General features: G+C 70.9%; 23 protein-coding genes. 8 read left to right on the top strand and 15 right to left on the bottom strand.

Annotation, left to right across the window (positions count from 1 at the left end; translation table 11 throughout):
- Positions 1–12 precede the first annotated feature (12 nt).
- The 12 genes from ABZ928_RS38685 to ABZ928_RS38630 form a co-directional block, all read right to left on the bottom strand.
- Positions 13–1,488, bottom strand: coding sequence for an aldehyde dehydrogenase family protein (locus ABZ928_RS38685; RefSeq protein WP_361529404.1), 1,476 nt, complete (start codon positions 1,486–1,488; stop codon positions 13–15).
- Positions 1,489–1,527: 39 nt separating this feature from the next.
- Positions 1,528–2,376 carry an NAD(P)-dependent oxidoreductase gene (locus tag ABZ928_RS38680; RefSeq protein WP_361529401.1) on the bottom strand — a complete coding sequence of 283 codons (849 nt, stop codon included), beginning with the start codon at positions 2,374–2,376 and terminating at the stop codon, positions 1,528–1,530.
- On the bottom strand, positions 2,373–3,149 hold the full coding sequence (locus tag ABZ928_RS38675; RefSeq protein WP_361529398.1) for an SDR family oxidoreductase: 777 nt from the start codon (positions 3,147–3,149) through the stop codon (positions 2,373–2,375). Before ABZ928_RS38675 ends, ABZ928_RS38680 begins: the two co-directional genes overlap by 4 nt.
- Complete coding sequence (locus ABZ928_RS38670) at positions 3,146–3,931, bottom strand: SDR family oxidoreductase (protein ID WP_361529395.1); 786 nt, start codon at positions 3,929–3,931, stop codon at positions 3,146–3,148. The genes ABZ928_RS38675 and ABZ928_RS38670 overlap by 4 nt, the downstream gene beginning before the upstream one ends.
- A gap of 41 nt (positions 3,932–3,972) precedes the next feature.
- Positions 3,973–4,647 carry a TetR/AcrR family transcriptional regulator gene (locus ABZ928_RS38665; protein ID WP_361529392.1) on the bottom strand — a complete coding sequence of 225 codons (675 nt, stop codon included), beginning with the start codon at positions 4,645–4,647 and terminating at the stop codon, positions 3,973–3,975.
- A 124-nt stretch (positions 4,648–4,771) separates the two neighbouring features.
- The gene (locus tag ABZ928_RS38660; RefSeq protein ID WP_361529389.1) at positions 4,772–5,026 is read right to left on the bottom strand and encodes a ferredoxin; all 255 of its coding nucleotides are present in this window, start codon (positions 5,024–5,026) and stop codon (positions 4,772–4,774) included.
- Positions 5,023–6,216, bottom strand: a complete 1,194-nt coding sequence (locus ABZ928_RS38655; RefSeq protein ID WP_361529386.1) for a cytochrome P450 — start codon at positions 6,214–6,216, stop codon at positions 5,023–5,025. Before ABZ928_RS38655 ends, ABZ928_RS38660 begins: the two co-directional genes overlap by 4 nt.
- A gap of 25 nt (positions 6,217–6,241) precedes the next feature.
- A complete protein-coding gene (locus ABZ928_RS38650) occupies positions 6,242–7,078 on the bottom strand; it encodes a mycofactocin-coupled SDR family oxidoreductase (protein ID WP_361529383.1) in 837 nt (278 codons plus the stop codon).
- A 75-nt stretch (positions 7,079–7,153) separates the two neighbouring features.
- Entirely contained in the window at positions 7,154–7,792 is a 639-nt protein-coding gene (locus tag ABZ928_RS38645; protein ID WP_361529380.1) for an SRPBCC family protein, read from the bottom strand.
- Positions 7,789–8,268 carry a (2Fe-2S)-binding protein gene (locus ABZ928_RS38640; protein ID WP_361529377.1) on the bottom strand — a complete coding sequence of 160 codons (480 nt, stop codon included), beginning with the start codon at positions 8,266–8,268 and terminating at the stop codon, positions 7,789–7,791. Before ABZ928_RS38640 ends, ABZ928_RS38645 begins: the two co-directional genes overlap by 4 nt.
- Positions 8,261–9,136: an FAD binding domain-containing protein gene (locus tag ABZ928_RS38635; RefSeq protein ID WP_361529374.1), complete on the bottom strand. Its 876-nt coding sequence runs from the start codon at positions 9,134–9,136 to the stop codon at positions 8,261–8,263. Before ABZ928_RS38635 ends, ABZ928_RS38640 begins: the two co-directional genes overlap by 8 nt.
- Positions 9,133–11,460: a xanthine dehydrogenase family protein molybdopterin-binding subunit gene (locus ABZ928_RS38630; protein WP_361529371.1), complete on the bottom strand. Its 2,328-nt coding sequence runs from the start codon at positions 11,458–11,460 to the stop codon at positions 9,133–9,135. Before ABZ928_RS38630 ends, ABZ928_RS38635 begins: the two co-directional genes overlap by 4 nt.
- Before the next feature lie 99 nt (positions 11,461–11,559).
- Here ABZ928_RS38630 and ABZ928_RS38625 point away from each other — a divergent pair, with 99 nt between their 5' ends.
- The 7 genes from ABZ928_RS38625 (at position 11,560) to ABZ928_RS38595 (ending at position 21,362) form a co-directional block, all read left to right on the top strand.
- Positions 11,560–12,153, top strand: coding sequence for a helix-turn-helix domain-containing protein (locus tag ABZ928_RS38625; protein ID WP_361529368.1), 594 nt, complete (start codon positions 11,560–11,562; stop codon positions 12,151–12,153).
- Between the two features lie 112 nt (positions 12,154–12,265).
- On the top strand, positions 12,266–12,874 hold the full coding sequence (locus ABZ928_RS38620; RefSeq protein ID WP_361529365.1) for a TetR/AcrR family transcriptional regulator: 609 nt from the start codon (positions 12,266–12,268) through the stop codon (positions 12,872–12,874).
- 259 nt (positions 12,875–13,133) lie between these two features.
- Positions 13,134–14,336, top strand: coding sequence for a family 1 glycosylhydrolase (locus tag ABZ928_RS38615; RefSeq protein WP_361529362.1), 1,203 nt, complete (start codon positions 13,134–13,136; stop codon positions 14,334–14,336).
- A gap of 26 nt (positions 14,337–14,362) precedes the next feature.
- Entirely contained in the window at positions 14,363–15,178 is an 816-nt protein-coding gene (locus tag ABZ928_RS38610; protein WP_361529359.1) for an SDR family oxidoreductase, read from the top strand.
- Positions 15,179–15,229: 51 nt separating this feature from the next.
- Positions 15,230–17,041, top strand: coding sequence for a beta-glucuronidase (gene uidA / locus ABZ928_RS38605; RefSeq protein ID WP_361529356.1), 1,812 nt, complete (start codon positions 15,230–15,232; stop codon positions 17,039–17,041).
- Between the two features lie 224 nt (positions 17,042–17,265).
- The gene (locus tag ABZ928_RS38600) at positions 17,266–18,618 is read left to right on the top strand and encodes an MFS transporter (protein ID WP_361529353.1); all 1,353 of its coding nucleotides are present in this window, start codon (positions 17,266–17,268) and stop codon (positions 18,616–18,618) included.
- Positions 18,619–18,692: 74 nt separating this feature from the next.
- Positions 18,693–21,362 carry a family 78 glycoside hydrolase catalytic domain gene (locus tag ABZ928_RS38595; protein ID WP_361529350.1) on the top strand — a complete coding sequence of 890 codons (2,670 nt, stop codon included), beginning with the start codon at positions 18,693–18,695 and terminating at the stop codon, positions 21,360–21,362.
- Positions 21,363–21,395: 33 nt separating this feature from the next.
- Here ABZ928_RS38595 and ABZ928_RS38590 read toward each other — a convergent pair whose 3' ends face one another.
- The 3 genes from ABZ928_RS38590 to ABZ928_RS38580 are packed head-to-tail and all read right to left on the bottom strand — an operon-like array spanning position 21,396 to position 24,055.
- Positions 21,396–22,589 (bottom strand): family 1 glycosylhydrolase, encoded by a 1,194-nt coding sequence (locus ABZ928_RS38590; protein WP_361529347.1) that lies wholly within the window; start codon positions 22,587–22,589, stop codon positions 21,396–21,398.
- 54 nt (positions 22,590–22,643) lie between these two features.
- Positions 22,644–23,441 (bottom strand): sugar phosphate isomerase/epimerase, encoded by a 798-nt coding sequence (locus ABZ928_RS38585; RefSeq protein ID WP_361529344.1) that lies wholly within the window; start codon positions 23,439–23,441, stop codon positions 22,644–22,646.
- Entirely contained in the window at positions 23,438–24,055 is a 618-nt protein-coding gene (locus tag ABZ928_RS38580) for a TetR/AcrR family transcriptional regulator (protein ID WP_361529341.1), read from the bottom strand. Before ABZ928_RS38580 ends, ABZ928_RS38585 begins: the two co-directional genes overlap by 4 nt.
- 381 nt (positions 24,056–24,436) lie before the next feature.
- Here ABZ928_RS38580 and ABZ928_RS38575 point away from each other — a divergent pair, with 381 nt between their 5' ends.
- A complete protein-coding gene (locus tag ABZ928_RS38575) occupies positions 24,437–26,029 on the top strand; it encodes an ABC transporter substrate-binding protein (RefSeq protein ID WP_361529338.1) in 1,593 nt (530 codons plus the stop codon).
- Positions 26,030–26,036 lie beyond the last annotated feature (7 nt).

The following is a 26,036-nucleotide window of genomic DNA, read 5'->3' as shown; positions in this document are numbered from 1 at the left end:
TTGGTTGGCTGATCACGCGCGAATGAAGACGTTCTTGGTCTGGAGGAACTCGTACAGACCCTCTTTTCCGCCCTCACGCCCGTAGCCGCTCTGCTTGTAGCCCCCGAACGGGGCGCCCGGTGGCTGGCCCGAGGCGCCGTTGACGAGGACGGTGCCCGACTGGAGGTGCGGGATGATGCGCTGGACGCGGGACACGTCGTGGGTGTGGACGGCGGTGCCGAGGCCGTAGGGGGTGGAGTTGGCCAGTTCGACCGCCTCGTCCTCGGTCGCGAAGGGGATCAGGGACAGCACCGGGCCGAAGACCTCGTGTTGTGCGACCTCGCTGTGCGGGTCGACGTCGGCGAGGACCGTCGGGTCGATGAAGTAGCCGTCGCGGTTGTCCGGGGGCAGCGTGGACGGGTCGGTGGCGTGGCCTCCGGTGATGACGCGGCTGTCCTTGGCCGCGCGTTCGATCACTCCGAGGATGCGTTCGTGGGCCGCCTCGCCGATGACCGGGCCGAGGGCCGTCGCCTGGTCGAAGGGGTCTCCGACGCGCAGTGCGGCGGCCGCGTCGGCGGTGGCCGTGACCACCTGGTCGTACACGTCGCGGTGGACCAGCATGCGGGTGGTGAGGTTGCAGCCCTGGCCGGAGAGGGTGTAGCAGGAGCGGACGGTCTCGGCGACGGCCGCGTCGAGGTCGGCGTCGGGGAAGACGATGTTGGCTGTCTTGCCGCCGAGTTCGAGCAGGACGGGCTTGAGGGTGTGCCGTGCCGCGTCGAGGATCTTCTTCGCGGTCGGGATGCCGCCGGTGAAGGAGATCTTCGCGACGTCGGGATGGCGGACCAGCCGCTCGCCGGCCTCCGGACCGCCGGGCAGGACGTGCAGCACGCCCGGGGGCAGCCCGGCCTCCAGGGCGATCTCCGCGAACCGGGCCACGGTGAAGGGCGCCAGGTCGGGCGACTTGACGATGACGCAGTTCCCGGCGGCGAGCGCGGGGGCGATCTTCATGCCGACCGACATGATCGGGCCGTTCCAGGTCAGGATGGTGCCGACGACGCCGTACGGCTCGGGGACGGTGTAGTCGAGGCCGGGCACCATGCGCGGGCTGGGCGGGATGGTGGCGCCCTCCAGCTTGTCGGCCCAGCCGGCGTAGTAGCCGAACCAGCCCGCGGACAGATGGGCCAGTGCCGCCGACACTCGGAAGGGGACGCCGAGTTCGAGGGTGTTGAGGCGGCCGAGTTCGGGGACGCGCTCCAGCATCAGCTCCTCCACGCGCTGGAGGATGCGGCGGCGCTGGTCCGGGGACATGGCCCGCCATGCGGGGAAGGCCTTCTTCGCCGAGGCGACGGCCGCGTCGACCTCCTGTGGTCCGGCGAGCAGGACGGTGCCGTTGGCGCGGGCGGTCGCGGGGTTGATGTGGTCCTGTCGGCCGGCGGAGGTGGTGTCGAGCCAGGTGCCGTCGACGAGGGGGCCGGTGGTGCCGAGGTCGTGGGACAGGGACGTGGTCATGTCGGTGCCGCCTTGGGGTCGTCCGGGTGGGGCTGGTGGTCAGGGCGCTGGAAACTCGCCCAGCGTCGACAGGGTGTGCGCGGTGAGGTCCGCGAGCGTCGGGGGCCTGGGGGCCCGGGCCGTGTCGGCGACGTCGAGCAGGAGGCCGACGTCCTTGCGCAGCAGCGGCAGGGCCTGGCGCAGCCCGTTCGTATTGAAGCCGGAAGCGGCGAGGATGGCCGCGGCGCGGCTGCCGCCGGTGCCGTGCGCGAGTACCTGGGCGACCGCGGGGCGGTCCATGCCGAGTCCGTCGGCGAGGGCGAAGGTGTCCAGCGCCAGGCCGACCTGGGCGGTGAACACGAAGTTGTTCAGCAGCTTGGCGAGTTGGCCGCTGCCCAGCGGTCCGAGGTGGATGACCGGGTCGGCGAAGGTGTCGAACACCGGGCGGCAGCGGGCGAGGTCCGCCTCCTGTCCGCCGGCCATGACCAGGAGCCTGCGTTCCGCGGCCGCTCCGCCTCCGCCGCTGACGGGGGCGTCCACCACGGCGATGTCCCGCTTGGCGGCCTCTTCGGCGATGCGCCGGCAGGTGTCGGGGTGGATGGTGGAGTGGAGGGCGACGACCCCGCCGGGAGCCATGCCGGTCAGTACGCCGTCGGGCCGCAGGAGTACGTCCTCGACATCCGCGTCCGCCACGACGCACAGGCACACGATGTCGCTGGCCGCGCCCAGGTCGGCCGGTGTGGCCGCCACGGTGGCGGCCGTGTCGGTGAACGCGTCCGTCGAGGTGCTGCGGCGCGCCCACAGTGTCAGGGGGAACGACTCCTCGGTGATGCGGCGGGCCATCGGTGCGCCCTGGCTGCCCAGTCCGATGAAGCCGACCCGGGTCCTGGGTGTCCCGGCGCGCGTCACAGCCGGGTGACCCAGCCGCCGTCGACGCTGATGGTCTGGCCGTTGATCCACTCGCCGGCCGGGGAGGCGAGCAGCAGCAGCGTGCCGAGCAGGTCCTCGGCGGGCGCGGACTTCTTGCCCGGGATGGCGGCCGTGAGGGCGGCGCGTGCGGGGTGGTCGGCCGGGAGGCTGCGCAGGCCGGGTTCGTTCTCGACCAGGCCGGGGGCGACGGCGTTGACGTTGATGCCGAGCGGTCCGAGGGAGCGGGCCAGGCCGACGGTGACGTTGACCAGGGCGAGTTTGCTGACGCCGTAGATGCCGCCGCCCATGAAGGCGCCCGCGGAGACCTGGTTGATGATGCGTCCGCCGCCGCGCTCGACCATCGAGGCCTTCACCGCGCCCGCGCAGATGACGGCGCCGAGGACGTTGACGCGCATGACCCTGTCGAACCATTCCGTGGGCAGGTCCAGGATGTCGACCTGGGGGATCTCGGCCATGAGGGCGGCGTTGTTCACCAGGATGTCGATTCCGCCGAAGGCGTCGGTGGTCTTCGCAGCCATGGCGGCCGCGGAGGCGCGGTCGGTGATGTCGGCCTGCACGCCGAGCGTGGGCAGGCCGTCGGCGGCCAGCGTCTTGGCGGCCTGCTCGGCGCCTTCGCCATTGAGGTCCGCGAGGACGACGGAGGCGCCGGCCTCGGCCAGGGCCCGGCCGTAGACCTGGCCGATGGCGCCGGCGCCCCCGGTGACGACGGCGACCTTGCCGTCCAGGCGGAGCCGGTCGAGTGTGCTGCTCATGGGGCATCCTTCGTCAGACGGGACAGGTAGGCGTCGACATCGGCACCGTGCTCGCGCAGTTCGTCGGCGGCCTGCGGTGCGGTGAGGATGAGGAAGCGGTCGTGGGTGACTCCCTCAGCGACGAGCTCGCCGACCGAATCGGCGTCCAGGACCGGGAAGTCGGGGCCTCGGGGCGGTGCGGGCTCCCCGTAGAAGCTGATCTGCTCGACGATGTTGGTGGCCACGCCGGCCGGGCACAGGCAGGAGACGCCGATGCCGCGCGGGCGCAGGTACAGCGCGAGTGCCTCGGACAGGCCGACGACCGCGTGCTTGGTCGCGGTGTACGGCAGGCGGTCGAATCCGTAGGGCAACAGGCCCGCCGTGGAGGCGGTGTTGACGACGTGGCCGGAGCCCTGCGCCAACAGGTGGGGCAGGAAGACGAGGTTGCTGCGCACGACGCCCAACAGGTTGACGTCGATGACGCGTTGCCAGGCATCCAGAGGGATGTCCTCGACCGGGCCGACGGCCAGGATGCCGACGTTGTTCATGACCAGGTCGATGCGGCCGAAGCGGTCGAGGGCCAGGTCCCGGACCGCTCGCAGGTCGTCGAGGCTGGTCACGTCGCACCTCACGGACACACCCCGGTCGCCGAGTTCACCGGCGACGGTGTGCGCCCGCTCGCCGACGAGGTCGGTGACCACGACGCGCGCGCCGCGCCGGGCGAAGGCGTGGGCGGCGGCCCGGCCGATCCCGCTGCCGGCGCCGGTGACCACCGCCACGGCGTTGTGCAGATCGATACTCATCGCGACGTCGTTCCTCCGCTCGCGGTCGGGAGGGCGGCTCTTCAGAGGTGGAAGGGATGGAGCGGCAGGACCGGTTGGCTCGGTCCGGTCTCGTCGAGCACGGACGAGGTCGTCGGGGACACCGGGGCCTGGAGGAAGCCGACCAGGCCGTCGAGCAGGTCGCCGACATGGGCGGCGAAGGACAGCACGGGCCTGCCGCGGGCCCGGGTTCGTTCGCGTTGGGAGGCGGCATGCACGCCGAAGGCCAGGGCCTGCGAGATGCGGTGGCCGCGCAGCGGCTCGGGAAGGTGGGGCAGCAGGGTGCCGATCCGCTCGACGAAGTCAAGAGTGGGCTTGCTCAGTTCGCCTGGCAGGCGTTCGAAGACGTCGCGGCGGCCGTGCTGCTGGAGCATCGCGACGAAGCTGAGGTAGTGGCTGCCCTCCTGCTCGCCCTGTTCCAGGACGGGCAGGAGGTGGCACTCCACCCATGATCTGAGATCGTCCGGGCGCCGGCGCGCGACCAGCAGCCTGCGTCGTTCGTTCAGCTCCGGCAGGCGGTACTCGAAGATCTCCTGGACGAGGTGTTCCTTCGTGCCGAAGTGGTACTGCACCGCCGTGTTGTTGCCGTTCCCGGCCGCCGCGCTGATCTGACGCAGAGACACCCCGTCGAGGCCGTGCTCGGCGAAGAGCCGCTCGGCGGCCAGGACGATCTGTTCCTTCACGGACGGTTGAACCACGACACCAGACTCCTTGGAGAGCAGTGTTACGCAGATTCGAGAACTTCATTTCCGCATGACAGGAATCTAGTTATGGAGCGGTGTGAAGTCAACTGCCTTAGCAGTCAGTCAGATGGAGGAATGTTCAGGCGCCGGACGGCGGGAAGACCCGCTCACCGGTGTCCGCGTCCCTGATGCCGATGGCCTCGATCGGGCAGGACTCAGCCACCTCCAGGACCTCTTCGGACGCGGGCAGGGTGGCGGACCTCGCGTGCCCCTGGCCGTTCTCGTCGAGTTCGAACCGCTCGGGCGCGGAGGCGGCGCACAGCCCGGTGCGGACGCACATGCGTTTGTCGACGGTGACGTTCCACCGCTCGGTCGTCATCGGGTCGGTCGTCATCGGGCTCCTTCGATGACCAGCGGCAAGGTCTTCCACCCGCGGACGGTCGAGGTCTGCGCGAGCTCCGCGTGATCCCAGTCCACGTCCCAGCCGGGGAACAGCTTGAGGATCTCCTCGGCCGCAATCCGCCCCTCCAGCCGGGCCAGGGCCGCGCCCAGGCAGTAGTGGGCGCCGACACCGAAGCTCATGTGCTGGGTGACCCGGTGGATGTCGAAACGGTCCGGGTCGTCGAAGCGCCGGGGATCGCGGTTGGCGGCCGCCTGGATGAACAGGATGGCACTGCCGGCCGGCACCGTCCGGTCGTACAGCTCGACGTCCTTGGTCACATGCCGGGCGGTGAACGGGCCGGTCGGCTCGAAGCGCAGGATCTCCTCGATGGCGCCCGGGATGAGGGACGGGTCGGCCGCCAGCTCCCGGCGCGCCTCCGGATAGCGGGCCATCAACGCGCCGAACCAGCCGATGAGGCGGCCGGTCGTCTCGTTCCCGGCGCCGGCGACCACCGTGCAGTACGTGAGGACCTCCTCGTCGGTGAGGGTACGGGTGACGCCCTTCTCGTCCTGGAACTCGGCGGTCATCAGCTCGGTCATCAGGTCGTCCGACGGGTGCTCCTTGCGCCACTCGATGTAGTCCCTGAAGGCGTCCGTGCTCAGGATCTCCTCATGGTTGATCTTTCCGCCGCCCTCGGTGCCCAGCGTGTCGTCGGTGTAGTCGCGGATGGCGGGCTGGTCGGACTCCGGGATACCCAGCAACATCCCGATCACCCGCATCGGCATCTCGGCGCCGACGACCTCGACGAGATCGAACCTCTTGGCCTCAGCGACCGGTTCGAGCGCGCGCCGGCAGAAGGCGCGGACGCGGGGCTCCAGGGTGGCGATGCGACGCGGGGTGAAGACCCGGGCGAGCAGCTTGCGGTGGATGTCGTGGACGGGCGGGTCCTCGAAGATGAGCGTGCCGGGCGGGAGTTCGATGTCCGCCTGCACGATCTCCAGGATGTCGCCGCGCGCGGAGGAGAAGGTCTGCCAGTCCGCGAGGCCGCGCTGGACGTCGGCGTAGCGGCTGACGGCGTAGAAGTCGTGCTGCTCGTTGTAGTAGAGCGGGGCTTCCTCGCGCAGGCGCGCGTAGAGGGGATAGGGGTCGCGGGCGAGGGCCGGGTCGTAGGGGTCCCAGTAGATGGTGTCGGCAGTGGTCATGGATGTAACTCCCTCTGTGTGCGGCTCACTTGAGCAGGGCGCCGGCGTCGATCGGCAGCGTCACGCCGGTGACGAAACGGGCCTCGTCGGAGGCGAGGAAGAGGACGGCGTTGCTGATGTCCAGCGGCTCCACCCACGGCGTGGGGAGCATGTGCATGCCCTGGGACACCGCCGCGAAGTCGTCGACGGTGGGGTTCTCCAGGTCGGGGCGGAACATCCGGTAGGTGCCCTCGTGCATCACCATCGGCGTGTTCACCTGGGTGGGATGGAGGCTGTTGACGCGGATGCCGTGCTGCCCCAACTCCCCCGCCAGCGTGCGCATCAGGCCCACCACGCCGTGCTTGGCGGCGATGTAGTGGCCGATGTTCGCGTAGCCCTTCAGGCCGCCCACGGAGCTGGTCAGGATGATGGAGCCACCGCGTCCGCCCGCGACGATGTGCGGGATGGCGACCTTGGCGGACAGCCAGACGCCGGTCAGGTTGACGTCGATCATGTCGCGCCAGGTCTTCTCCTCCATCGCGTCGAGCGTGGCTCCGTCGCTGCCGAGCCCCGCGTTGGCCGCGACGATGTCGAGCCGCCCGAACTCGGCGACCCCGTCGTCCACCGCGGCCTTGAGCGCGTCGTGGTCGCGGACGTCGGCCTGTACGGCGTGGATCCGGCGGCCCAGCTTCTGGACCTGGTTGACCGTCTCCTCCAGATCTTCGGGGGTCGACATCGGGAAGGTGACGCCGTCGAGCTGCTTGCACACGTCGACGGCGATGATGTCGGCGCCCTCCTCGGCCAGCCGTACGGCATGGCTGCGGCCTTGACCGCGGGCGGCACCGGTGATGAAGGCGACCTTGCCTTCGACTCGTCCGGGCATGAGTGACCTCGATTCCTGGGGCGGGGTGGTGGGTTGAAGCGGGTGGGGTGAGGTGACGGTGGCGGGGAGGCCTGGTCACCGGTCGGTGCGTCGGCGGCCGCGCGCGAGGAGCGCGAGGAGGAGCAGCGCGGCGAGCACGGTGGCCGGCGGCCCGATGCGCTTGAGGACGCCCGAGCCTGCGGCGTCGATGAGGTCGAGGGGTTCGGCGACGACGGGAGCGGGTGCGCCTGCGGTCCGCAGGGCGGGTTCGGCCTCGGCTCCCGGGGCGGGTACGGCGAGTTCGGCGGCCAGGTTCTCGGCGAACCGCCCGGTGAGGGCTCCCGCGACCGCGGCGAGGGTGCCGCGGCCGAACTGGGCGGGCTTGCCCGTGATGGCGAGGTCGGTGTCCACCAGGACGTCGGTGGAGTTCGTGCCCGAGGCCACCAGACGACACGTCACCCGCGCCTTGGCCGTCCCGTTGCCGCGGGTCTCCCTTCCGCCGGCCTCCAGCACCACTGTCCTGTCCGCCTCGTTCCGCGCCAGGAACGTGACCGTGCCCTGGTAGGTCAGGCTGACGGGGCCGAGCTTGACCTTGATCCGGCCCTCGAAGCGGTGGCCGTCCCGGGAGGTGAGCGTTGCCCCGGGCACGCACGGAGTCACGCGTTCGATGTCGAGCAGGACCCGCCAGGCCTCCTCGACAGACGCGGGAACGGTGAGCGTGTTGTGCAATTTCATACGGAGTCCTCGCGGTCGGCGGCGGCCCGGACGGCGTTGACGATGCCCTGGTAGCCAGTGCAGCGGCACAGGTTCCCGGACAGGGCCTCGCGGATCTCCTCGTCGGTGGGCTTGGGGTTCTCGGCGAGGAACGCGGTGACCGAGACGACGAAGCCCGGGGTGCAGAATCCACACTGGAGACCGTGGTGCTCTCGGAACGCGGCCTGTACGACGGAGAGTTCACCGCCGGGTGAGGCGAGCCCTTCGACGGTGACGACCTCGCCGCCGTCGGCCTGCACCGCGAACACCAGGCAGGCCCGGACCGCCTCGCCGTCGAGCAGCACCGTGCAGGCTCCGCAGACGCCGTGCTCGCAGCCCAGGTGGGTGCCGGTCAGGCCGCAGTTGACCCGCAGGAAGTCGGCGAGGGTGAGCCGGGGCGGCACGGTGTCCCGGCGCGGGATGCCGTTGACCCGTAACCGGATGTCGATGTCAGTCATGGACTGCCTCCTGTACGGCGTGCCGCCAGGCGCGGGCCACCACGGCCGCGCCCACGCGTCTGCGATAGCCGGCCGATCCGTGCAGGTCGGACGGGACCGAGTCGAGGCCCGACATCGCCAGGTGCCCGATGTCGTCGGCCTCCGCCTCGGCGGGTTCGGAACCGACGAGTGCCGCCTCCGCCTCGGCCGCCCGGCACGCGGTCGGGCCGAGTCCGAACAGGCCGATGGCACACCGCGCGATGGTCCCGTCGTCGCCGAGCCCCACGGCGACGGCGGCGCCGGCGATCGCGAAGTCCCCGCGTCTGCAGGCGAATTCCTCGACCGCGAACCCGCATCTGCCGTTCCGGGCCGGGAAGACGACGCCGGTCAGCAGCTCGTCCTCCGCCAGCGCGGTGCTCCAGGTACCGGTGAGGAAGCGCGCGGCGGGGATGGTGCGGCGCCCGCGGGGCGAGAGTGCTTCGAGTCCGGCGTCCAGGGTCAGTGCCACCGCGGGGTACTCGGCCGCGGCGTCGGCATGGGCGAGCGAGCCCCCGAGGGTGCCGCGGCTGCGGATCTGGAAGTGGCCGATCAGCGGGGTGGCACGGGCGAGCAGCGGTACGGCGGTTCGCACCGCGTCGGAGCGTTCGATGGCGGCCTGGGTGGTTCCCGCACCGATCCACACGGCCTGGCCCTGGTGCTCGATGCCCCGCAGTTCGTCCAGCCGGCGCAGGTCGACGAGGTGTCCGAAGGCCGCGAGGCGGAGCGCCAGCATGGGCACCAGGCTCTGGCCGCCGGCGATGGCCTTCGCCTCGTCCCCGAGCTCGGCAAGCAGTGCGACCGCCTCCTCGGCGGTGTCGGGGACGCGATATTCGAACGGCGCGGGCTTCACGCGGTCACCGTCCCTCGCTGCCGGGCTTCCTCGACCAGCTCGACGATCGACGCCGGTGTGAGCGGCAGCCGGGTGATCTCGACGCCCAGCGGTGCGAGGGCGTCCGCGACCGCGTTCACGACGGCCGGGGCGGCGCCGATCGCCCCGCCCTCGCCGACTCCCTTGTACCCGCCGGGACCTGGGCTCGGCGTCTCGATGTGGCCGAGCTCGATGACGGGCACCTCGGCGGCCGTGGGGAGCAGGTAGTCCATGAAGGTGGTGGTGAGCGGGTTGCCGTCGCCGTCGTAGACGAGGTGCTCGTAGAGGGCGCCGCCGATCCCCTGGACGGTGCCGCCGTAGATCTGTCCCTCCACCACGCTGGGGTTGATCATGGGCCCGCAGTCCTCGCTGACGATGTACCTCAGCAGTTTCACCGCGCCGGTGAGCACGTCCACCTCGCAGGTGCACAGGTGGGTCGCGTTGGCCCAGATCATCAGGTGCGGGGTGTGGTAGCGGCCGCTGGCCTCCAGCCCCGCCGGCACACCCGGCGGCAGGGCGTGCACCTGGAAGTAGGCGATGTCGGCGATCTCGGCGAGGGTGATGGCCTTGTCGGGGTCGCCCTTGACCGACGCCCGGCCGTCCGACAACTCCAGCTCCTCCACGGCCACTTCGAGCCGGTGCCCGGCGATCGCGAGGATGCGGGCCCGCAGTCCGGCCGCCGTTTCGGCGATCGCACCGGCGGTCATGGAGCCGGACCGGCTGCCCCCGGTTCCGGCGCCGTAGGGGGTGATCGCGGTGTCCCCCTGCACGGTACTGACGTCCTCGATGGCCGCGCCGAGCGCGTCGGCGGTGAGCTGGACGACGGTCGTCTCCAGGCTGTTGCCGCACGATCCCCCGGCCACATAGACGTTGACCTTGCCGGAGGGCTCGATACGGATGGTCGCTCCCTCGGTGCCGTGGAACGGCGTGGCCCCGGCGGTCGGTTCGACATAGGTGCAGGTGCCGACGCCCAGGTAGCGGCCCTCGGCGCGGGCCCGTTCCTGCTCGCGCCGGAACGCCGGGTGGTCGAGCATCTCCAGCGCCTGCTCGAAGGTCTCGTACGGGGTGATGTGGTCGTAGGGCATGCCGTTGAAGTTGGCGGTCGGCAGGTCCTCGCGGCGCAGCATGTTGAGGCGGCGCAGGTCGACCGGGTCCATGCCGAGCCGGCGGGCTGCGGTGTCGAGGAGGACCTCACGGGCCATCGACTCGAACTGCCAGGGCCCGCGGTACGCCACCCGGCCGCTGGTGTTGGAGAACACGAACCGGGAGCGGAAGGTGCCCTCGGGGATGCGGTAGGGGCCGGGGAAGAGCAGGCCGACGGCGATGCCGCTCTGCACGGGCGACGGGGTCGGGTAGGCACCGGCGTCCTGGACGTGGTCGAGGGTGGCGGCCAGGATGCGGCCGTCGGCGTCCAGGGCCAGTCTCGCCTCGCCGTGCTCGTGGCGTGCCTGTCCGGCCGCCAGCAGATGCTCCTGCCGGTCCTCGATCCACTTGAGCGCGGCGGGCAGCTTGACGGCCGCGAGCATGACGCACATGTCCTCGCGCTGCGGCAGCACCTTCTGTCCGAAGCCGCCGCCGGTGTCCCGCGTCACCACCCGCACCCGGTGCTCGTCGACGCCGAGCAGCCGGGCGCAGAAGGAGCGGACCTCGTGCGGGGACTGCGTCGCCGCCCAGATGGTCATCTCCCCGGCGGGCGCCGCCCATTCGGCCACGAGGCCGCGGGTCTCCATCGGGACCGGGCCGTAGGACTGCTGGTGGACGGTCACGCCCACCACGTGCGGCGCGGCGTCGAAGACGGGTGCGAGGTCCGCCATCGGGCGTCCGGTGAGCTCCCCCACCAGGTTGCCGGGGTGGGTCGCGTGCACCGACTCGGGGGACTCCAGCGCGGTGGCGTAGTCGACGACCGGGGGCAGCTCGTCGTAGTCGACGACGATCAGCTCGGCCGCGTCCTCGGCCGTGTAGCGGTCCTGGGCGACGACCATCGCCACCGGGTCCCCGACGAACCGCACCTCGCCCTCGGCGAGCGGCGGGCGGGGGGTGTCGGGGTCGTCGCGCCCGTTCAACGTGTACCACTGCTCGCGCACACCGGGGTTGAGGTCCTGAGCGACGAACACGGCGTGTACGCCGTCCAGTCGGAGCGCCTCCGTGATGTCGATGCCGGCGATGCGCGCCCGTGCGACCGGGCTGCGGACGAAGCAGGCGTGCAGCATTCCGGGCCGTACGACGTCGTCGACATAGGTGCCGGTGCCGGTCAGGAGCCGTGGGTCCTCGACGCGCAGGGTGCGGGTGCCCGTAGAGCGAGCCATGTGCCGTGCCCCTCCGTTCGGACTGAACGAGTGTTTAACACGAGCGCTGAACATCTGTTTAACAGCGCCCTCGGCAGGCCGTCAAGGAGAATGAGCGGCATGACCGCACCTCGCCGTATGGGCACCGAGAACTCGAAGACGCGCCTGCTGCTGCTCGACGTCACCGAGCGGCTGATGCTCAGGGAGGGATACGCCGCCGTGGGCGTCCGCCGGGTGGCACGGGAGGCCGAGGTCGCCCCGGCGCTGGTGCTCTACTACTTCCGCACCCTCGACGACCTCTTCCTCGCCGTGCTGCGACGGCGTGGCGACGAGGAGTTGGAGCGGGTGGTCCGCCGCCTGGACGGCCCGCAGCCGATACACGCCCTGTGGCAGATCGCCAGCCACCCGGGAAACGCTCTGACCACGGAGTTCACCGCTCTGGCCAATCACCGCAAGGCGATCCGCGCCGAACTCGCCGCCCGCGCCGAGCGCTACCGCGAGGCCCAACTGGAGGCGCTCACACGCCGTCTCGCGGACACAGGCGTCGAACTGCCGCCGGAGGTGACCCCCGCCGTGCTGCTCATGCTGACCAACGCGCTCGGCCGGATCCTCATGATGGAGAACACGATGGGCATGACCGCCCGGCACGCGGAGGCCCTCGAGTTCGTGGAGCGGTTCCTCCAGCGCTACGAGGGCGCCCCCGCCGACAGCTGAAGGCAGTCGACGCGGAGTGGAGCGTGAATCCCGACCGTATGGGAAGCTTTAGTCGCTCAACTGCGGCGTACGGCCGTCCCGGACCGACTTGATCAAGGAGAGTGAGCTCACAGTGGGTCAGGCCAAAGCGCGGGGACCGTACGCCAAGACGCCGGCCCGCAGGACGGAGATCGTGCGAGCGGCACGCGACAGCTTCGCCGAGAACGGCTACGCCAAAGCCTCCCTGCGTGACATCGCGGAACGCGCCGGCATCACCCACGCCGGCCTCCTGCACCACTTCCGGAACAAGGACGAACTCCTCGCCGAGGTGCTCGCCCAACGCGACGCGGAGGAATGGCAGCAGGGCCTGGAAGCGGTGGACAGCCTGGACCAGCTCGCCCCCTACCTCGGCGAGTTGATCCGCCACCACCAGAAGGCGCCCGAGCTGATGCGCCTGTGGATCGAGCTCGCCGCCGCGGCCTCGCGGCCGGATCACCCCGCCCACGCCTACTTCGTCGAACGCTACGAACGCGGGCGCGCGCAGTTCGCCGAGGGACTCGACAACGAGGCCGCACGCGGCGGGCTGCGCGAGGGCGTCAGCCCGGAGAGCGCGGCGATCCTCTTCCACGCCGTGCTCAACGGGCTCCAGTTGCAGTGGGTGCTGGACCAGGACCTCGACATCACCGGGCCCGTCACCGACTTCGTACACCTGCTCTTCGGCCACGACGGCGCCGCAGAGTAAACGCATTCGCTAGCAGCGCGCGCCGCACGCCCCTGGGGTGATCACGTGCGCCGAGCGCACCTCCACGGCCGACGCCAGGTCACGCTCCGCCGGCTTGCGATTTCCCGCGCCCGAAATGCGGGCGGCCACTCCACATAACGTTCCGATCACGAAGCCGGACGGCATCCTTCCCGCCCTCGCGACCCCGGTCTACCGTCCCAACGAAAACTAACCACACGGTAAGAGTTGGTTGGGGCCACCCGTCAGAAAGCAGTCGACGATGACCGAATTCCCGCCCGGGTTCCTCTGGGGAGCCTCCACGGCGCCGCACCAGATCGAGGGCAACAACCTCAACAGCGACTTCTGGGCCAACGAAGGGCGCGTCCCGGGCATGGAGCGCAGCGGCGACGCCTGCGACAGCTACCACCGGTACCGCGAGGACATGCGGCTGCTCGCCGACGCCGGGCTCAACGCCTACCGCTTCGGCATCGAATGGGCCCGTGTCGAGCCCGTCCCCGGCCTGGTCTCGCGCGCCGAACTCGCCCACTACCGGCGCATGATCGAAACGGCCTTCGAGCTCGGCCTGACTCCGGTCGTGACGCTGCACCACTTCACCAGCCCGCTCTGGTTCGCCCAGGAGGGCGGCTGGCTCGGCGAGCGCGCGGTCGACCGGTTCCGGAGCTACGTCGAGGCGGTCGCGCCCATCCTCGACGGCGTCGAGTGGGTCGTCACCATGAACGAGCCGAACATGCTGGCCATCATGGTCGGCATGGCGCGGGCGATGCAGAACCCGCAGGCCGACGGGGAATGGCAGAGCCCCACCCTCGACCACGAGGGCCCGCGTCCACCGCTGCCGGCCCCCGACACCGCGATCGGGGAGCGTCTCATCGAGGCGCACCGTGCCGCGCGGGAGGTGCTGCGCGAGCGCACCGGCGCCAAGGTCGGCTGGACGGTCGCCAACCGCGCCTTCGTGGCCCGCCCGGGAGCGGAGGAGAAGAAGCGGGAACTGGAGCACGTCTGGGAGGACCTCTACCTGGAGGGGGCACACGGCGACGACTTCGTGGGGGTGCAGTCGTACTCCAGCCAGTGGGTCGGCCCGGACGGCCTCGAACCGTACCCGCCGCACCCGGACAACACCCTCGTGGGCACCGCCTACCGGCCCGACGCCCTGGGCATCGCGGTACGGCACACCGCCGAGTTCACCGGCGGCCTGCCGATCCTGATCACCGAGAACGGTATCGCCACCGGCGACGACACCCGCCGCATCGCCTACACCGGCGAAGCCCTGGAACACCTGGGCAAGGCGATCGCCGACGGGGCGGACGTACGCGGCTATCTGCACTGGAGCCTGCTCGACAACTACGAGTGGGGCCACTGGGCGCCGACGTTCGGCCTGGTCGAGGTCGACCGCGAGACGTTCGAGCGCCGCCCCAAGCCGTCCCTCGCGTGGCTGGGCGAAACCGCCCGCCGCGGCCGGATCTGACCGCCCCGCCACCGGAAGGACACACGATGCAGGTTTCCGTACCCGACGTCTCGTCGAAGTCCCTGGCCGAACTCGTCTCGCTGTCCGGGCGGCGCGCCGTCGTCACCGGCGGGGCCCGCGGACTGGGCCGCGCCGTCGCCCAGCGTCTGGCCGAAGCCGGAGCGGACGTCCTCGTCGCGGACCTGGACCGGGAACTGGCCACCGCTGCCGCCAAGGACCTGGGCACCCTCGGTGCGGGCCGGGCGCTGGCCGCCCACCTCGACGTCACCGACGCCGCGAGCGTGGCCGCGGCGGCCGATCTCGCGGATCAGGAACTCGGCGGGGTCGACATCTGGGTCAACAACGCCGGGATCTTCCCCGCCGTACCCGCGCTGGAGATGTCCGACCAGACGTGGGACGAGGTGTTCGCCGTGAACGCGCGCGGAGTCTTCCTCGGCTCCCGGGAGGCGGCGCGCCGGATGACCGAGGCCGGACACGGGGGCGTCATCGTCAACGTCGTCTCCACGGCCGGCTTCCGGGGGACGGGGCCCGGGCTCGCCGCATACGTCGGCTCCAAGCACGCGGCACGCGGCCTGACCCGCCAACTCGCCCTGGAATTCGCCCCGTTCGGCATCCGCGTCCTGGGCGTGGCGCCGACGTTCGTGCCGACCGAGGGGAACATGGCGGCCGCCGCCGCTGCCGGCGTCCCCGGCGACGCGTTCCTGTCCGTGATGCAACCGGGCCCGCTCGGCCGCCTGGGCGTGCCCGACGACATCGCCCGCGTGGTGCTGTTCTGCGCCAGCGACCTCTCGGCCTTCATGACGGGCAGCACCCTGCTCGCCGATGCGGGCGAGACGGCCTGATCCGCCCCGCCACACCCCCGCCATCGTTCCGCGACGACGCCTAGGAACCTCATGCTCTCGCCCCGTACCAGTCCCACCCGCGACATCGTCGGCCTCGACGGCCTGTGGCGGTTCGCCCTCGACACCCGGGCCGGCACCGCGCCGTGGACGTCACGGCTCGCCCCGCCCCTCGAAGTCCCCGTCCCCGCCAGCTACAACGACCTGTTCGTGGACCCGGAGATCCGGGACCACGTCGGAGTCGTCTGGTACCAGCGCGACGTGCGGGTACCGCGCGGCTGGACCGGCGAGCGCGTGGTCCTGCGCTTCGGGTCCGTCACCCACGCCGCGCGGGTCTATGTGGACGAACGGCTCGTGGCCGAACACAGCGGCGGCTACACACCGTTCGAGGCAGACCTCACCGGAATCGTCCGCCCCGGCGAGGAGTTCCGGCTGACGGTGGGCGTCGACAACCGCCTGACGAACGTGACCATCCCGCCGGGCACCGTCACCACCAGCCCCGACGGACGTGAACGGCAGTCGTACCTGCACGACTTCTACAACTACGCCGGCATCGCACGCCCGGTCCGCCTGTACAGCACCCCGACGACCTTCGTCGAGGACGTCACCGTCGTCACCGGACGGGACGGCACGGCCGGCACCGTCAGCTACCGCGTGGAGACCGCGGGCGCACACGCCGACACGGCCACGGTACGGGTGCGCGTGATCGATGAGGCGGGCCGGACCGTCGCGGAGGGGGAAGGCGCCGAGGGCGTCCTGCGCATCGAGGACGTCACGCTGTGGCAGCCGGGCCTGGCCTACCTCTACGACCTCGTCGTGGAGCCGGCCGTGGACGGTGAGACCGTCGACAGCTACACCCAGCCCTTCGGCGTCCGTACCGTCGAGGTGCGGGGCACCGACTTCCTCATCAACGGTGAGCCGTTCTACTTCACCGGTTTCGGCAAGCACGAGGACACCCCGGTCCGGGGCAAGGGCCACGACGACGCCTACCTCGTGCACGACTTCCAGCTGATGGAGTGGACCGGCGCCAACTCCTTCCGCACCTCCCACTACCCCTACGCCGAGGAGGTCCTCGACTTCGCCGACCGCCACGGCATCGTCGTCATCGACGAGACAGCGGCCGTCGGTCTCAACCTGGGCGTCCAGGGCGGCCTCACCGGTGTTCCGCCGACGCCCACGTTCGCGCCGGAGAACTTCGGCGGGACGACGCGGGACGTCCACGCCCAGCATCTGCGGGAGCTGATCGAGCGGGACAGGAACCACCCGAGCGTGGTGATGTGGTGTCTCGCCAACGAGCCGGCCTCCAACGAGGAGGGCGCGCGCGAATACTTCGAACCGCTGGTCGAACTGGCTCGCAAGCTCGACCCGACCCGGCCCCTCACCTACGCCGCCGTCATGTTCGCGACGCCGCAGAACGACCGGATCGGCGACCTGTTCGACGTACTGAGCATCAACCGCTACTACGGCTGGTACCTCTTCACCGGCGACCTCGCGACCGCCGAGGGGTATCTGGAGCGGGATCTGCGCGGGTGGGTCCAGCGCTTCGGCAAGCCGGTCATGATGTCCGAGTACGGCGCCGACACCCAGCCCGGCCTGCACTCCGTCTGGGACGCCCCGTGGAGCGAGGAGTACCAGAGCGACTTCCTCGCCATGTACCACCGGGTCTTCGACCGCATCCCCGAGTTCGTCGGGGAACACGTGTGGAACTTCGCCGACTTCCAGACCTCGCCCGGCATCCACCGGGTCGACGGCAACAAGAAGGGCGTGTTCACCCGCGACCGCAAACCCAAGTCCGCCGCATTCGCCCTGCGCCGACGCTGGCACGGCCTCGCCGGCCACAAGCCCGGCCAGAACGCGGCCGACTGAAACCCGCCGGCACTCCCTGGCACCCCGAGGCCGCCCTGTCGCAACGACCGACGAGGGGAGCCCGTGCGCAGGCGCCGCCCCGGTCGTCCCTCACCGGCGTCTCCGGATTCCCGGTCCCGCACCGCAGCGGGTCCGGTCGGCGGCACGGCATCGACCGTGCCGCCGGCATCCCGGCAACCACCGCTTCGGCGCCGCCCCTTGCGATCATGGACAAAGGAGTCCACATGCCTCACGACGACCGGGACGTCAGCGTGACGGTTCCTCATCCCCCGGCGTCACCTCGAAGCGCCGCCGGACATCCCACCGAGCCGCCCGCCACGCCCGAGACCGAGGCACCGCCGCTGCAAAAGGTCGGCAGGGACTATCTCCTCTGGCTGATGACCGCCGGCTTCGGCGGCTCCCTGGCCCTGATGGTCCCCCTGTCCTACTCGCTCGCGGTGCGGATCGACGACCTGGCGCCGGGACACGAGGAGCGGCTCGGCTACGTGACCGGGTCCGCCCAGTTCCTCTACCTGGTCCTCAGCCCTCTGATCGGACTCTGGAGCGACCGGACCCGTTCCCGGTTCGGCCGCCGCGCCCCCTTCATGGTCGGCGGCGCCCTGCTCGGCACCGTCGCGCTCGTCGGGGTCGCCCTCGCACCGTCGGTCCTCCTGCTAGGCGTGGCGTGGGCGGTCGGCATGATCGGCTGGGCCACGGCCGGACAGGCCATACAGAACATCCAGGCGGACCGGGTGCCCGAGGAGCAGCGCGGCCGGGTCTCGGCCCTGACCAGTGTCATGACCCAGATCGCCCCCGTGATCGGCATCGGTCTCGCCTACGGGGTGGCCTCCAGCACCTTCCTGGTGTTTCTGGTCCCCGGCGTCCTGGGCGCCGCCCTGGTGATCCTGTTCCCGGTGTTCAAGCCCGAGGGCGACTCCCGCGCACTGGTGCACACCGGCGGCGTGACCTTGAGGCGCCTGGTCGCCAGTTACGGCTTCAACCCGCGCAAGTACCCGGACTTCGGCTGGAACTGGCTCGGCCGCTTCGTCTTCTTCATGGGCCTGTACTTCAACACGGCCTTCGGCACCTTCTTCTACGCACAGCGCCTCGACCTGCCGGTCAAGGAGGTCGCCGGGATCGTGGCGGTGATCGGGACCGTCGGCGTGGTGGCCGCGGCGGGCGGCGCCGTCGGGGGCGGCTTCCTCTCCGACAAGCTCGGCCGGCGCAAGCTGTTCGCCGTGATCGGCTCCGCGGTGTTCGTCGCCGGGGCAGTCACCGAGGCGTTCGCCCACTCGCTGCCCCAGTTGGTCGTCGGCTCGGTGCTGATGCAGTTCGCCATCGCGGTGTTCAGCGCCGTCGACCAGGCGATCGTGTTCGCCGTCCTCCCGGACCGGGCCGAGGCCGGCCGCTACCTCGCCGTCGTCGCCTTCGCGCAGAAGATTCCCAGCGCCGTCGCCCCGCTGATCGCCCCGCTCGTCATCACCCTCGGCGTCAGCGACGGCGGCGAGAAGAACTACACCCAGCTCTATCTGATCGGCGCGGCCCTGGCACTGGCCGGTGGCCTCATCGTCAAGTCCAAGGTCAGGTCGGTCCGGTAGCGCCGCCGTCCAGTCGGCGTCCAGTCGGCGTCCCGAGAAGCTTCCCGTCCCACCGAGTTCCGAGAAGGCACAGCATGCGCAACGCACCGTACGACCTGGGCATCGACAGCGGCGGGGACACCTTCGCCGTATCGGGGCCCACGCCCCGGCTGTCGTGGAAGCCGCCGTCGGACGCGGCCCGCCCGGTGGCGTACGAGGTGGAAGGCGCCGTCGACGGCGAGGCACGGTCCGTGGTGAGCATCGCCGTCGGCGGTCACCGGTTCGTCCCCTGGCCATGGGCGGCGCTGGACAGCATGCGGCGCGTGACCTGGCGGGTCCGGGCGCTCGGCACCGACGGCGACGGCGACTCGCCGTGGTCACGGCGGCATACGTTCGAGACCGGTCTGCTCGCCGCCGACTGGCGGGCGCGCTGGATCAGTCCCGCCGAGTCCGCCGATCGCGGATACGGCAGCCGGCCCGCGTACGTCCTGTCGGCCCGGTTCGAGGCGCTGGCCGGGGTGCGCTCGGCACGGCTGTACGCGACGGCACTCGGGGTGTACGAGGCGTACGTGAACGGTGCGCGGGCCGGTACCGCCGAACTATCGCCGGGTTCCACCTCCTACGACCGCACGCTCTACGCCCAGGCGTCCGACATCACGACCTCCATCCAGGCGGGCGACAACCGGTTGGAGATCCTGCTGTCCGACGGCTGGTACCGGGGGCAGGTCGGCGCGTTCCGCCAGCCGGCCGGCTGGGGCACCGTGCTCGGCGCACGGGCCGAGCTGCACCTCGTCTACGAGGACGGCGCACGGCAGGTCGTCCGCACCGACGGGACGTGGACGAGCGTCGAGTCGGCCATCACCCGGGCCGACCTCATGGACGGACAGACCACCGACTTCCGCCTGCCGCCCGGTACCGGCAGACCCGTCCTCCTCGACCAGGTGGCCGCGCCCGCGATCGACTGGTCGCCGGCGCCGCCGGTACGCGTGGTCCAGTCGCGCCCGGCGCACTCCGTCGAACAGCTCGAAGACGGCCTGTGGATCGCCGATTTCGGCCAGAACGCCTCCGGTCGGATCGCCCTGAGCGACCTGGGCCCGGCCGGCACGCGTACGGTCGTCGACCACGGTGAGCTCCTCGGCCCCGACGGAGACCTGACCACCGCCCACCTGGACGCCACGCGCCCCGGCCAGGCCCCGATCCCCTTCGTCCAGCGCGACGAGGTCGTCTCCGCGGGCGGTGGCGAGACGTTCGAACCGCGCCACACGGTGCACGGTTTCCGGTACGTCCGGGTCCGCCGCGACGGTGCCCCGCTCGACCCGGCCAGCCTCGTCATGCGCGTCATCCACACGGACCTGCGCCGCACTGGCACGTTCGCCTGCGGGCACGGTGATCTCGACCGCCTCCACGAGATCGCCGAGTGGAGCTTCCGGGGCAACGCCGTCGACGTACCCACCGACTGTCCGACCCGCGAACGCCTCGCCTGGACAGGCGACTACCAGGTCTTCGCCCCCACGGCGACCCGCCTGTACGACGTCCTGGGTTTCAGCCGCAAGTGGCTGCGCTCCGTCCGCGACGACCAGCTGCCCGACGGCCGGATCGCCAACTTCTCGCCCGACGGACGCCGTATCAAACACCACCTCGACGACCAGTTCGCCATGATGACCGGCTCGGCCGGCTGGGGAGACGCCGTCGTCGCCGTCCCGTGGGAACTGTACGAGTCGTACGGCGACCGGGAGATCCTGGCCGAGAACTGGGAGGCGATGGTCCGCTGGGTGGAGTGGGCGCTCATGACCGCCCGCACCACCCGCCACCCGTCCCGGGCCGAGCGCTCGCCCGAACCGCTGCCGCACGAACGGTATTTGTGGGACGGCTCCTTCCACTGGGGCGAGTGGACCGAGCCGAGGGCGAAGGCGGCCGACGGCACCCGCGTCGACCCGGTCAAGGACGATCCCGTCGCCTGGTTCCTGTCCGACAAGGGCGAGATCGGCACGGCCTTCCTGTACCGCTCGACGGCAACCCTGGCCCACGTCGCCCGGGTACTGGACCGCCCCGAAGACGCGGACCGCTACGCCGGGATCGCCGAGCGGGTCCGTGACGCGTGGCGCACCGAGTTCCTGTCCCCCGACGGACGCACCGCCGGCGACACCCAGGCCGGTTATGTGCGCGCGCTGTCCCTCGGACTCGTTCCCGGCGACCTGCGCGAGGCCGCCGCCGCGCGCCTGGTCGAGCTGATCCGCGCGGCCGGCACCCATCTGGGCACCGGCTTCCTCGCGACCGGCGACCTGCTGCCCGTCCTCGCCGACACCGGTCACCCCGACGTCGCCTACGAGTTGCTCCTCCGGCGCACCGCGCCGTCCTGGCTGTACATGCTCGACCGGGGCGCGACCACCGTCTGGGAGGACTGGGAGGGGGTCGACGAGTCCGGCATCGCCCACGACTCCCTGAACCACTACAGCAAGGGCGCGGTGGTCCGTTTCCTGCACACCCACGTCCTGGGGTTGCGGCAGACGCCGGGGTCGATCGCCTGGGAGTCCTTCGAGGTGGCGCCCGTCCCGCACCCGTCCGTGCCCTGGGCCCGGGGAACCCACGAGTCCCCGCAGGGCACGATCGCCGTCGAGTGGCGGATGTCCGGCGACGATCTCACCGTCACGGTCGACGTCCCCCCGGCCACCACGGCACGCGTCGTGTTCCCTGACGGCACCGTCGTGGAGCCGCTCCCCTGCGGCAGGTTCAGTGCCACTCGGCGGGTGGGGAAGGCGGGTTGAGGCCAACTGGGGCCCGGTCCGGCGGGCCGGGCCTCAGGGGCGCCCGCGCCGGGCGGTGGCGCCCAGCCAGGCGAGGCTCGGCTTCGGGTGGCGCTCGAAGGTCTCACGGTCTACGGCGATCAGGCCGAGAGTCGCCTTCCAGTCGCCCCAGCGGTAGTTGTCGAGGGCGCTCCAGTGCAGGTAGCCCCGTACGTCGATACCGTCGTCGATCGCGGCGAACAGGTGGTCGAGGGCCTCCTGTGTGTAGGCGATCCGTCGATCGTCGTCGGCGGTGGCGATGCCGTTCTCGGTCACGAGGATCGGTACCCCGCCGGTGACGTCCCAGGTGTGGCGGACCGCCACGCCGAGAGCGTCGGGCCGGTATGCCTTGCCCGCCATGGTGTTGTCGGGGTGCGGCGGATGCGGCTCGATGCCGTCGGGTCCGACCCACTCGCTGGAGTACGACTGGACACCGACGAAGCCGTCACCCCGCGAGGCTTCGAGGTACAGGTTCTCCCAGTCGTACTCGATCTCGCGGAGCTTGTCCTCGCCGCCGGGCCGTGCGGCGAAGGCGCGGTTCGCGACGGTCCAGCCCACGCCGGCGTCGGTGTTGGCGCGGACGACCTCCCGGGCAGCGTGGTGGGCCTCGACCAGGGCGGCGCCGATCTCCGGGTCGGGGGCGGGCAGTTTCGGCCGGGTGTTGTCGGCCGCGGCCAGACCCTGGGAGCCGCCGCTCGGACCGGCCGGACCCTGGCGCTCGATGGTGATCATCATCGCGAGCATGTTGGGTTCGTTGATGGTGGCGATCCAGGGGACGTCGCCCAGGATGTCCGTGACGGCCTCGGCGTAGCGCGTGAACCGCTGGACCGCCTTCTCCCCGAGCCAACCTCCCTCCTCGGCGAACCAGCGCGGGTTGGAGAAGTGGTGGAGTGTGATGACGGGCGTCAGGCCGAGCGACAGGGCGGTGTCGATCATGCGCCGGTAGTGGGCGAGTTCGGCCCGGGAGAAGTGTCCGGGCACCGGTTCGACGCGTGCCCACTCGATGCCGAAGCGGTAGGCGTTGAGGCCGGCGTCCGCGAGCGGGCGCATGTCCTCCTCGAAGCGGTGGTAGCTGTCGAGCGCGTCGCCGCTCCTCTCCAGGCCCGGCGTGCGTCCTTCGATCACCCACCAGTCGCTGTTGACGTTGTTGCCTTCGGTCTGGTGCGGGGAGCTGGAGGCTCCCCAAAGGAACGGCGTGCTCCCGCGCATGGGCGCTCCCGGAGGTATGGGTGTGATCTTGGGCGAGGTCGGACGCACCCCTCGTCAGGGCTGGGTCAGTCCGCCCTCCAGCAGGGTCTGTCGGTTGGCCGCGAGGAGTTCGAAACGGTCGGCCTCCGTCTGGTCGATCTCCGTGATGTGCCAGCGCAGATGGGTGCCCGCGCGCAACGCCGCCGGGATGTCGATGTCCCCGGTGCCGATGGGTGTCTGCGGGGTGTCGCGTTCGGCGGGGCCGTCCTTGAGGTGGGCGGTCACGGCGCGTTCCCCGAGGCGCTTGATGACGTCGACCGGGTCCTGGCCCGCCACGGCGGCCCAGTAGACGTCGACCTCGGCGAGGATCTCGGGGTCGAGCAGCTCCCACAGCACGTCGAAGGCCCGGGCGCCGTCCGGCAGCCGGGCCCATTCGAAGTGGTGGTTGTGGTAGCCGAGCCGGATCCCCGCCCCGGCCATCTCCCGCGCCGCCTCGTTGAGACGGCCGGCGAAGGCCCGTATTCCGTCGCGGGTCTCCAGGGACCGCTCGTCGAAGCCGTCGACGAGCCAGGGAATCGGCACGAAGGCGGTGTCCGTGCCGAGGATGCGGCAGATCTCGATCGCGGATGCCTGACTGTCCGCCGAGACGGCGATGTGCGCGGAGCTGACACCGAGACCGGCCTCGTCCAGGTCCGCGCGCAACGCACGTGCGGAGGCGGCCAGTTCGTCGGGGGCGGTGTTCCACAGGCCTTGCGCGAACGGCTCGACGTGGTGGAAGCCGAGCGCGGCCAGGCGCGCGAGCGTGCCGGGGCGGTCGGCCTCCAGGGCGTCGATCACGCTGTAGAGCTGGACGGCGAGGGTGCCGGGTCTCATGCTTCGTCCTCTGGTGGTGCGGTCTTCGGGAAGGTCATCCGCATGAAGGCCAGGACCGGGCCCACGATGTCGAGCTCCTGGTCGAGCAGCCACTGCAACTGCAGGCCGTTGAGGACGGCTTGCAGCAGAGTGGCGGCGTGTTCGGGGGCGAGCGCCTCGTGCAGTTCTCCGCGGTCGGCCTTGCCGCGCATGCCCCGCGCGAACTGCTCGCTTCCCCAGGCGTAGCGCTGGACGAAGTAACCGTGCGCGGGATGCTCCGGGCGTGAGGCGGCCACCGCGAGCTCCAGCCACAGGCGCATCAGCTCGGGCGCCTTCTGATGGTGGCGCAGCATGTCGCCGAGGTACGGCGCCAGGTGGTCCATGTCCGGGACCTTCGACTCGGCGTACCGCCGCTCCTCGGTGTCGCGTTCGGCGAGCACGGCGGCGAGCAGGTCGTCCTTGGTGCGGAAGTGGTGCAGCAGCCCGGCGTGGGTGATGCCGGCCCGCTCGGCGATGTCCCGCAACGAGGCCTTCGTGAACCCGTGTTCCGCGAAGCTCTCGCGCGCCGCCCGGACGATCTCCGCTCGCCTGGCAGGGGTCTTGGTGTACTGGCCGCGGGCCTTGGCCTGGGTCACAGTGCGCTTCCTCTTCCCGGATCCCGTGGCACGTGTTCAAAAACCTTCCAGGGATTAGATTTTCAAGGTCTGCTGGGAGTGTGGGCGGCGACCGCCGCGAACACAAGGGGCAGGGCCCGGCGATTTTCCGCCGGATAACGCTCTGGTTACGAACGCGGCCCGCACTCTTCCCGCACCCTTCGTCGAGGCTTACCTTCCGAGTGAAATTCGACCACGTGGTAACTGTTCGCGTGACGGGGCGCACCGGCGGATCAACGACCGGCGCGGCGGCCCTGTCCACCACCGCATACCGGCCTTTCACCCAGGGCTCCGCCGCACAGCCCACGCGTGCATCGGCAGCAGGCATGCATCCGTCAGGTTCCAGGACGAAGGAATCCACCCATGCGCATCCGCCCCTCGCATTCCCGGCCCGGGCCACTGCCGCGCCGGCGCTCGCAGACCCTGGCCGCCGTCGCCACCGTCGCGCTGCTGGCGACGGCCACGGCCGCGTGCGACAGCGCCCCGGCCGCCACGTCGGACTCCGGCGCGGACGCGACGCTCGCGCTGTCCATCCTCGGCACGCCCAACTCGTTCGACCCGGCCCAGCTCATCGAGGGCCAGCAGACCTACGTCTGGGACTCGATCTTCGACACGCTCCTCCTCATGGACAACAAGGGGGAACTGCGCCCCGGCGCCGCGCAGAGCTGGTCCTACTCGGCCGACGGCCGCACGCTGACCCTGAAGCTCCGCCAGGGCATGAAGTTCAGCTCGGGCGACCCGGTGGACGCGAACGCCGTGAAGGCCACCCTGGAGCGGATCCGCTCGACTCCCGGGCAGAGCCAGTTGTCGCTGGCCTCCGTCGCCTCGGTCGAGGCCCCCGACGCCTCGACCGTCGTCCTCAAGCTCTCCCGGCCCGACGCGTCGCTCCTCGGTGCCCTGTCGACGGCACCCGGGGTGATCGGCGACCCCAAGACCATGGCCGCCAAGAGCACGGCTCTCGACCCGGTCGGCTCGGGCCCCTACACCCTCGACACCAAGGCGACGGTCAACGGCTCGGTGTACGTCCTCAACCGGCGCGACGACTACTGGAACAAGAAGGCGTACCCCTTCAAGACGGTCAAGATCCGTGTGATCACCGACCCGACCGCGTCGGCCAACGCCCTCAAGGCAGGCCAGACCAACGCCGGCACCGCCGACGTCTCGCAGCTGTCGGCGCTCAAGGCGGCCGGCTTCGAGATCACCCATGTGGAAGCGACCGCCGGCGCCTTCCTCGTCCTCGGCGACCGCGCCGGCACCAAGCTGAAGCCCCTGGGCGATCTGCGCGTCCGCCAGGCCGTCAACATGGCCTTCGACCGGCAGAAGATGGTCACCCAGGTGTTGCGGGGCTCCGGCAAGGCCACCGACCAGCTGTTCAACCCGAAGGGGAAGGCCTACGACGAGGCGCTCAACGCCAAGTACCCCTACGACGTCGCCCGGGCCAAGAAGCTGCTGGCCGAGGCCGGTTACCCGAAGGGCTTCTCGGTCACCATGCCGAGTCTCGTCTTCACCAAGTCCTTCGAACCGCTCTTCACCCAGGCACTCGCCGACATCGGCGTGAAGGTGACCTGGGAGCCGGTGCCCGCCCAGCAGACCGCCTCCGCCGTCGCGTCGGGCAAGTACCCGATGTTCCTCCTCGTGGAGGGCCTCGCCTCCGACGCGATCATGACCCGCAGCTTCTACACCCCGACCGGCTTCCGCAACGTCTTCCGCACCACCGACCCGAAGCTGACCGGGCTGCTCGACCAGGCCGCCAAGGAGCTCGACCCGGCGAAGTCCGCCGCGATCTACCGGGAGATCAACGAGTTCGGCGTCGAGAACGCCTGGCTGTCCCCCGTCTTCTACCTCGGCAGCGACTGGGCCACCAAGAAGGGCATCACCTACCTCGGCGACGGCTCCTCCACGATGTCCACGATCCGGCAGTTCGGCGTGGCCGGCTCGTCCAAGTCCGGAGGGTGAGCCGCCA

The organism is Streptomyces sp. NPDC046909 (assembly GCF_040644695.1).
GTDB lineage: Bacteria > Actinomycetota > Actinomycetes > Streptomycetales > Streptomycetaceae > Streptomyces.
The sequence above is the reverse complement of the archived record's forward strand: the minus strand, read 5'-3'. Positions and strand labels throughout refer to the sequence as shown.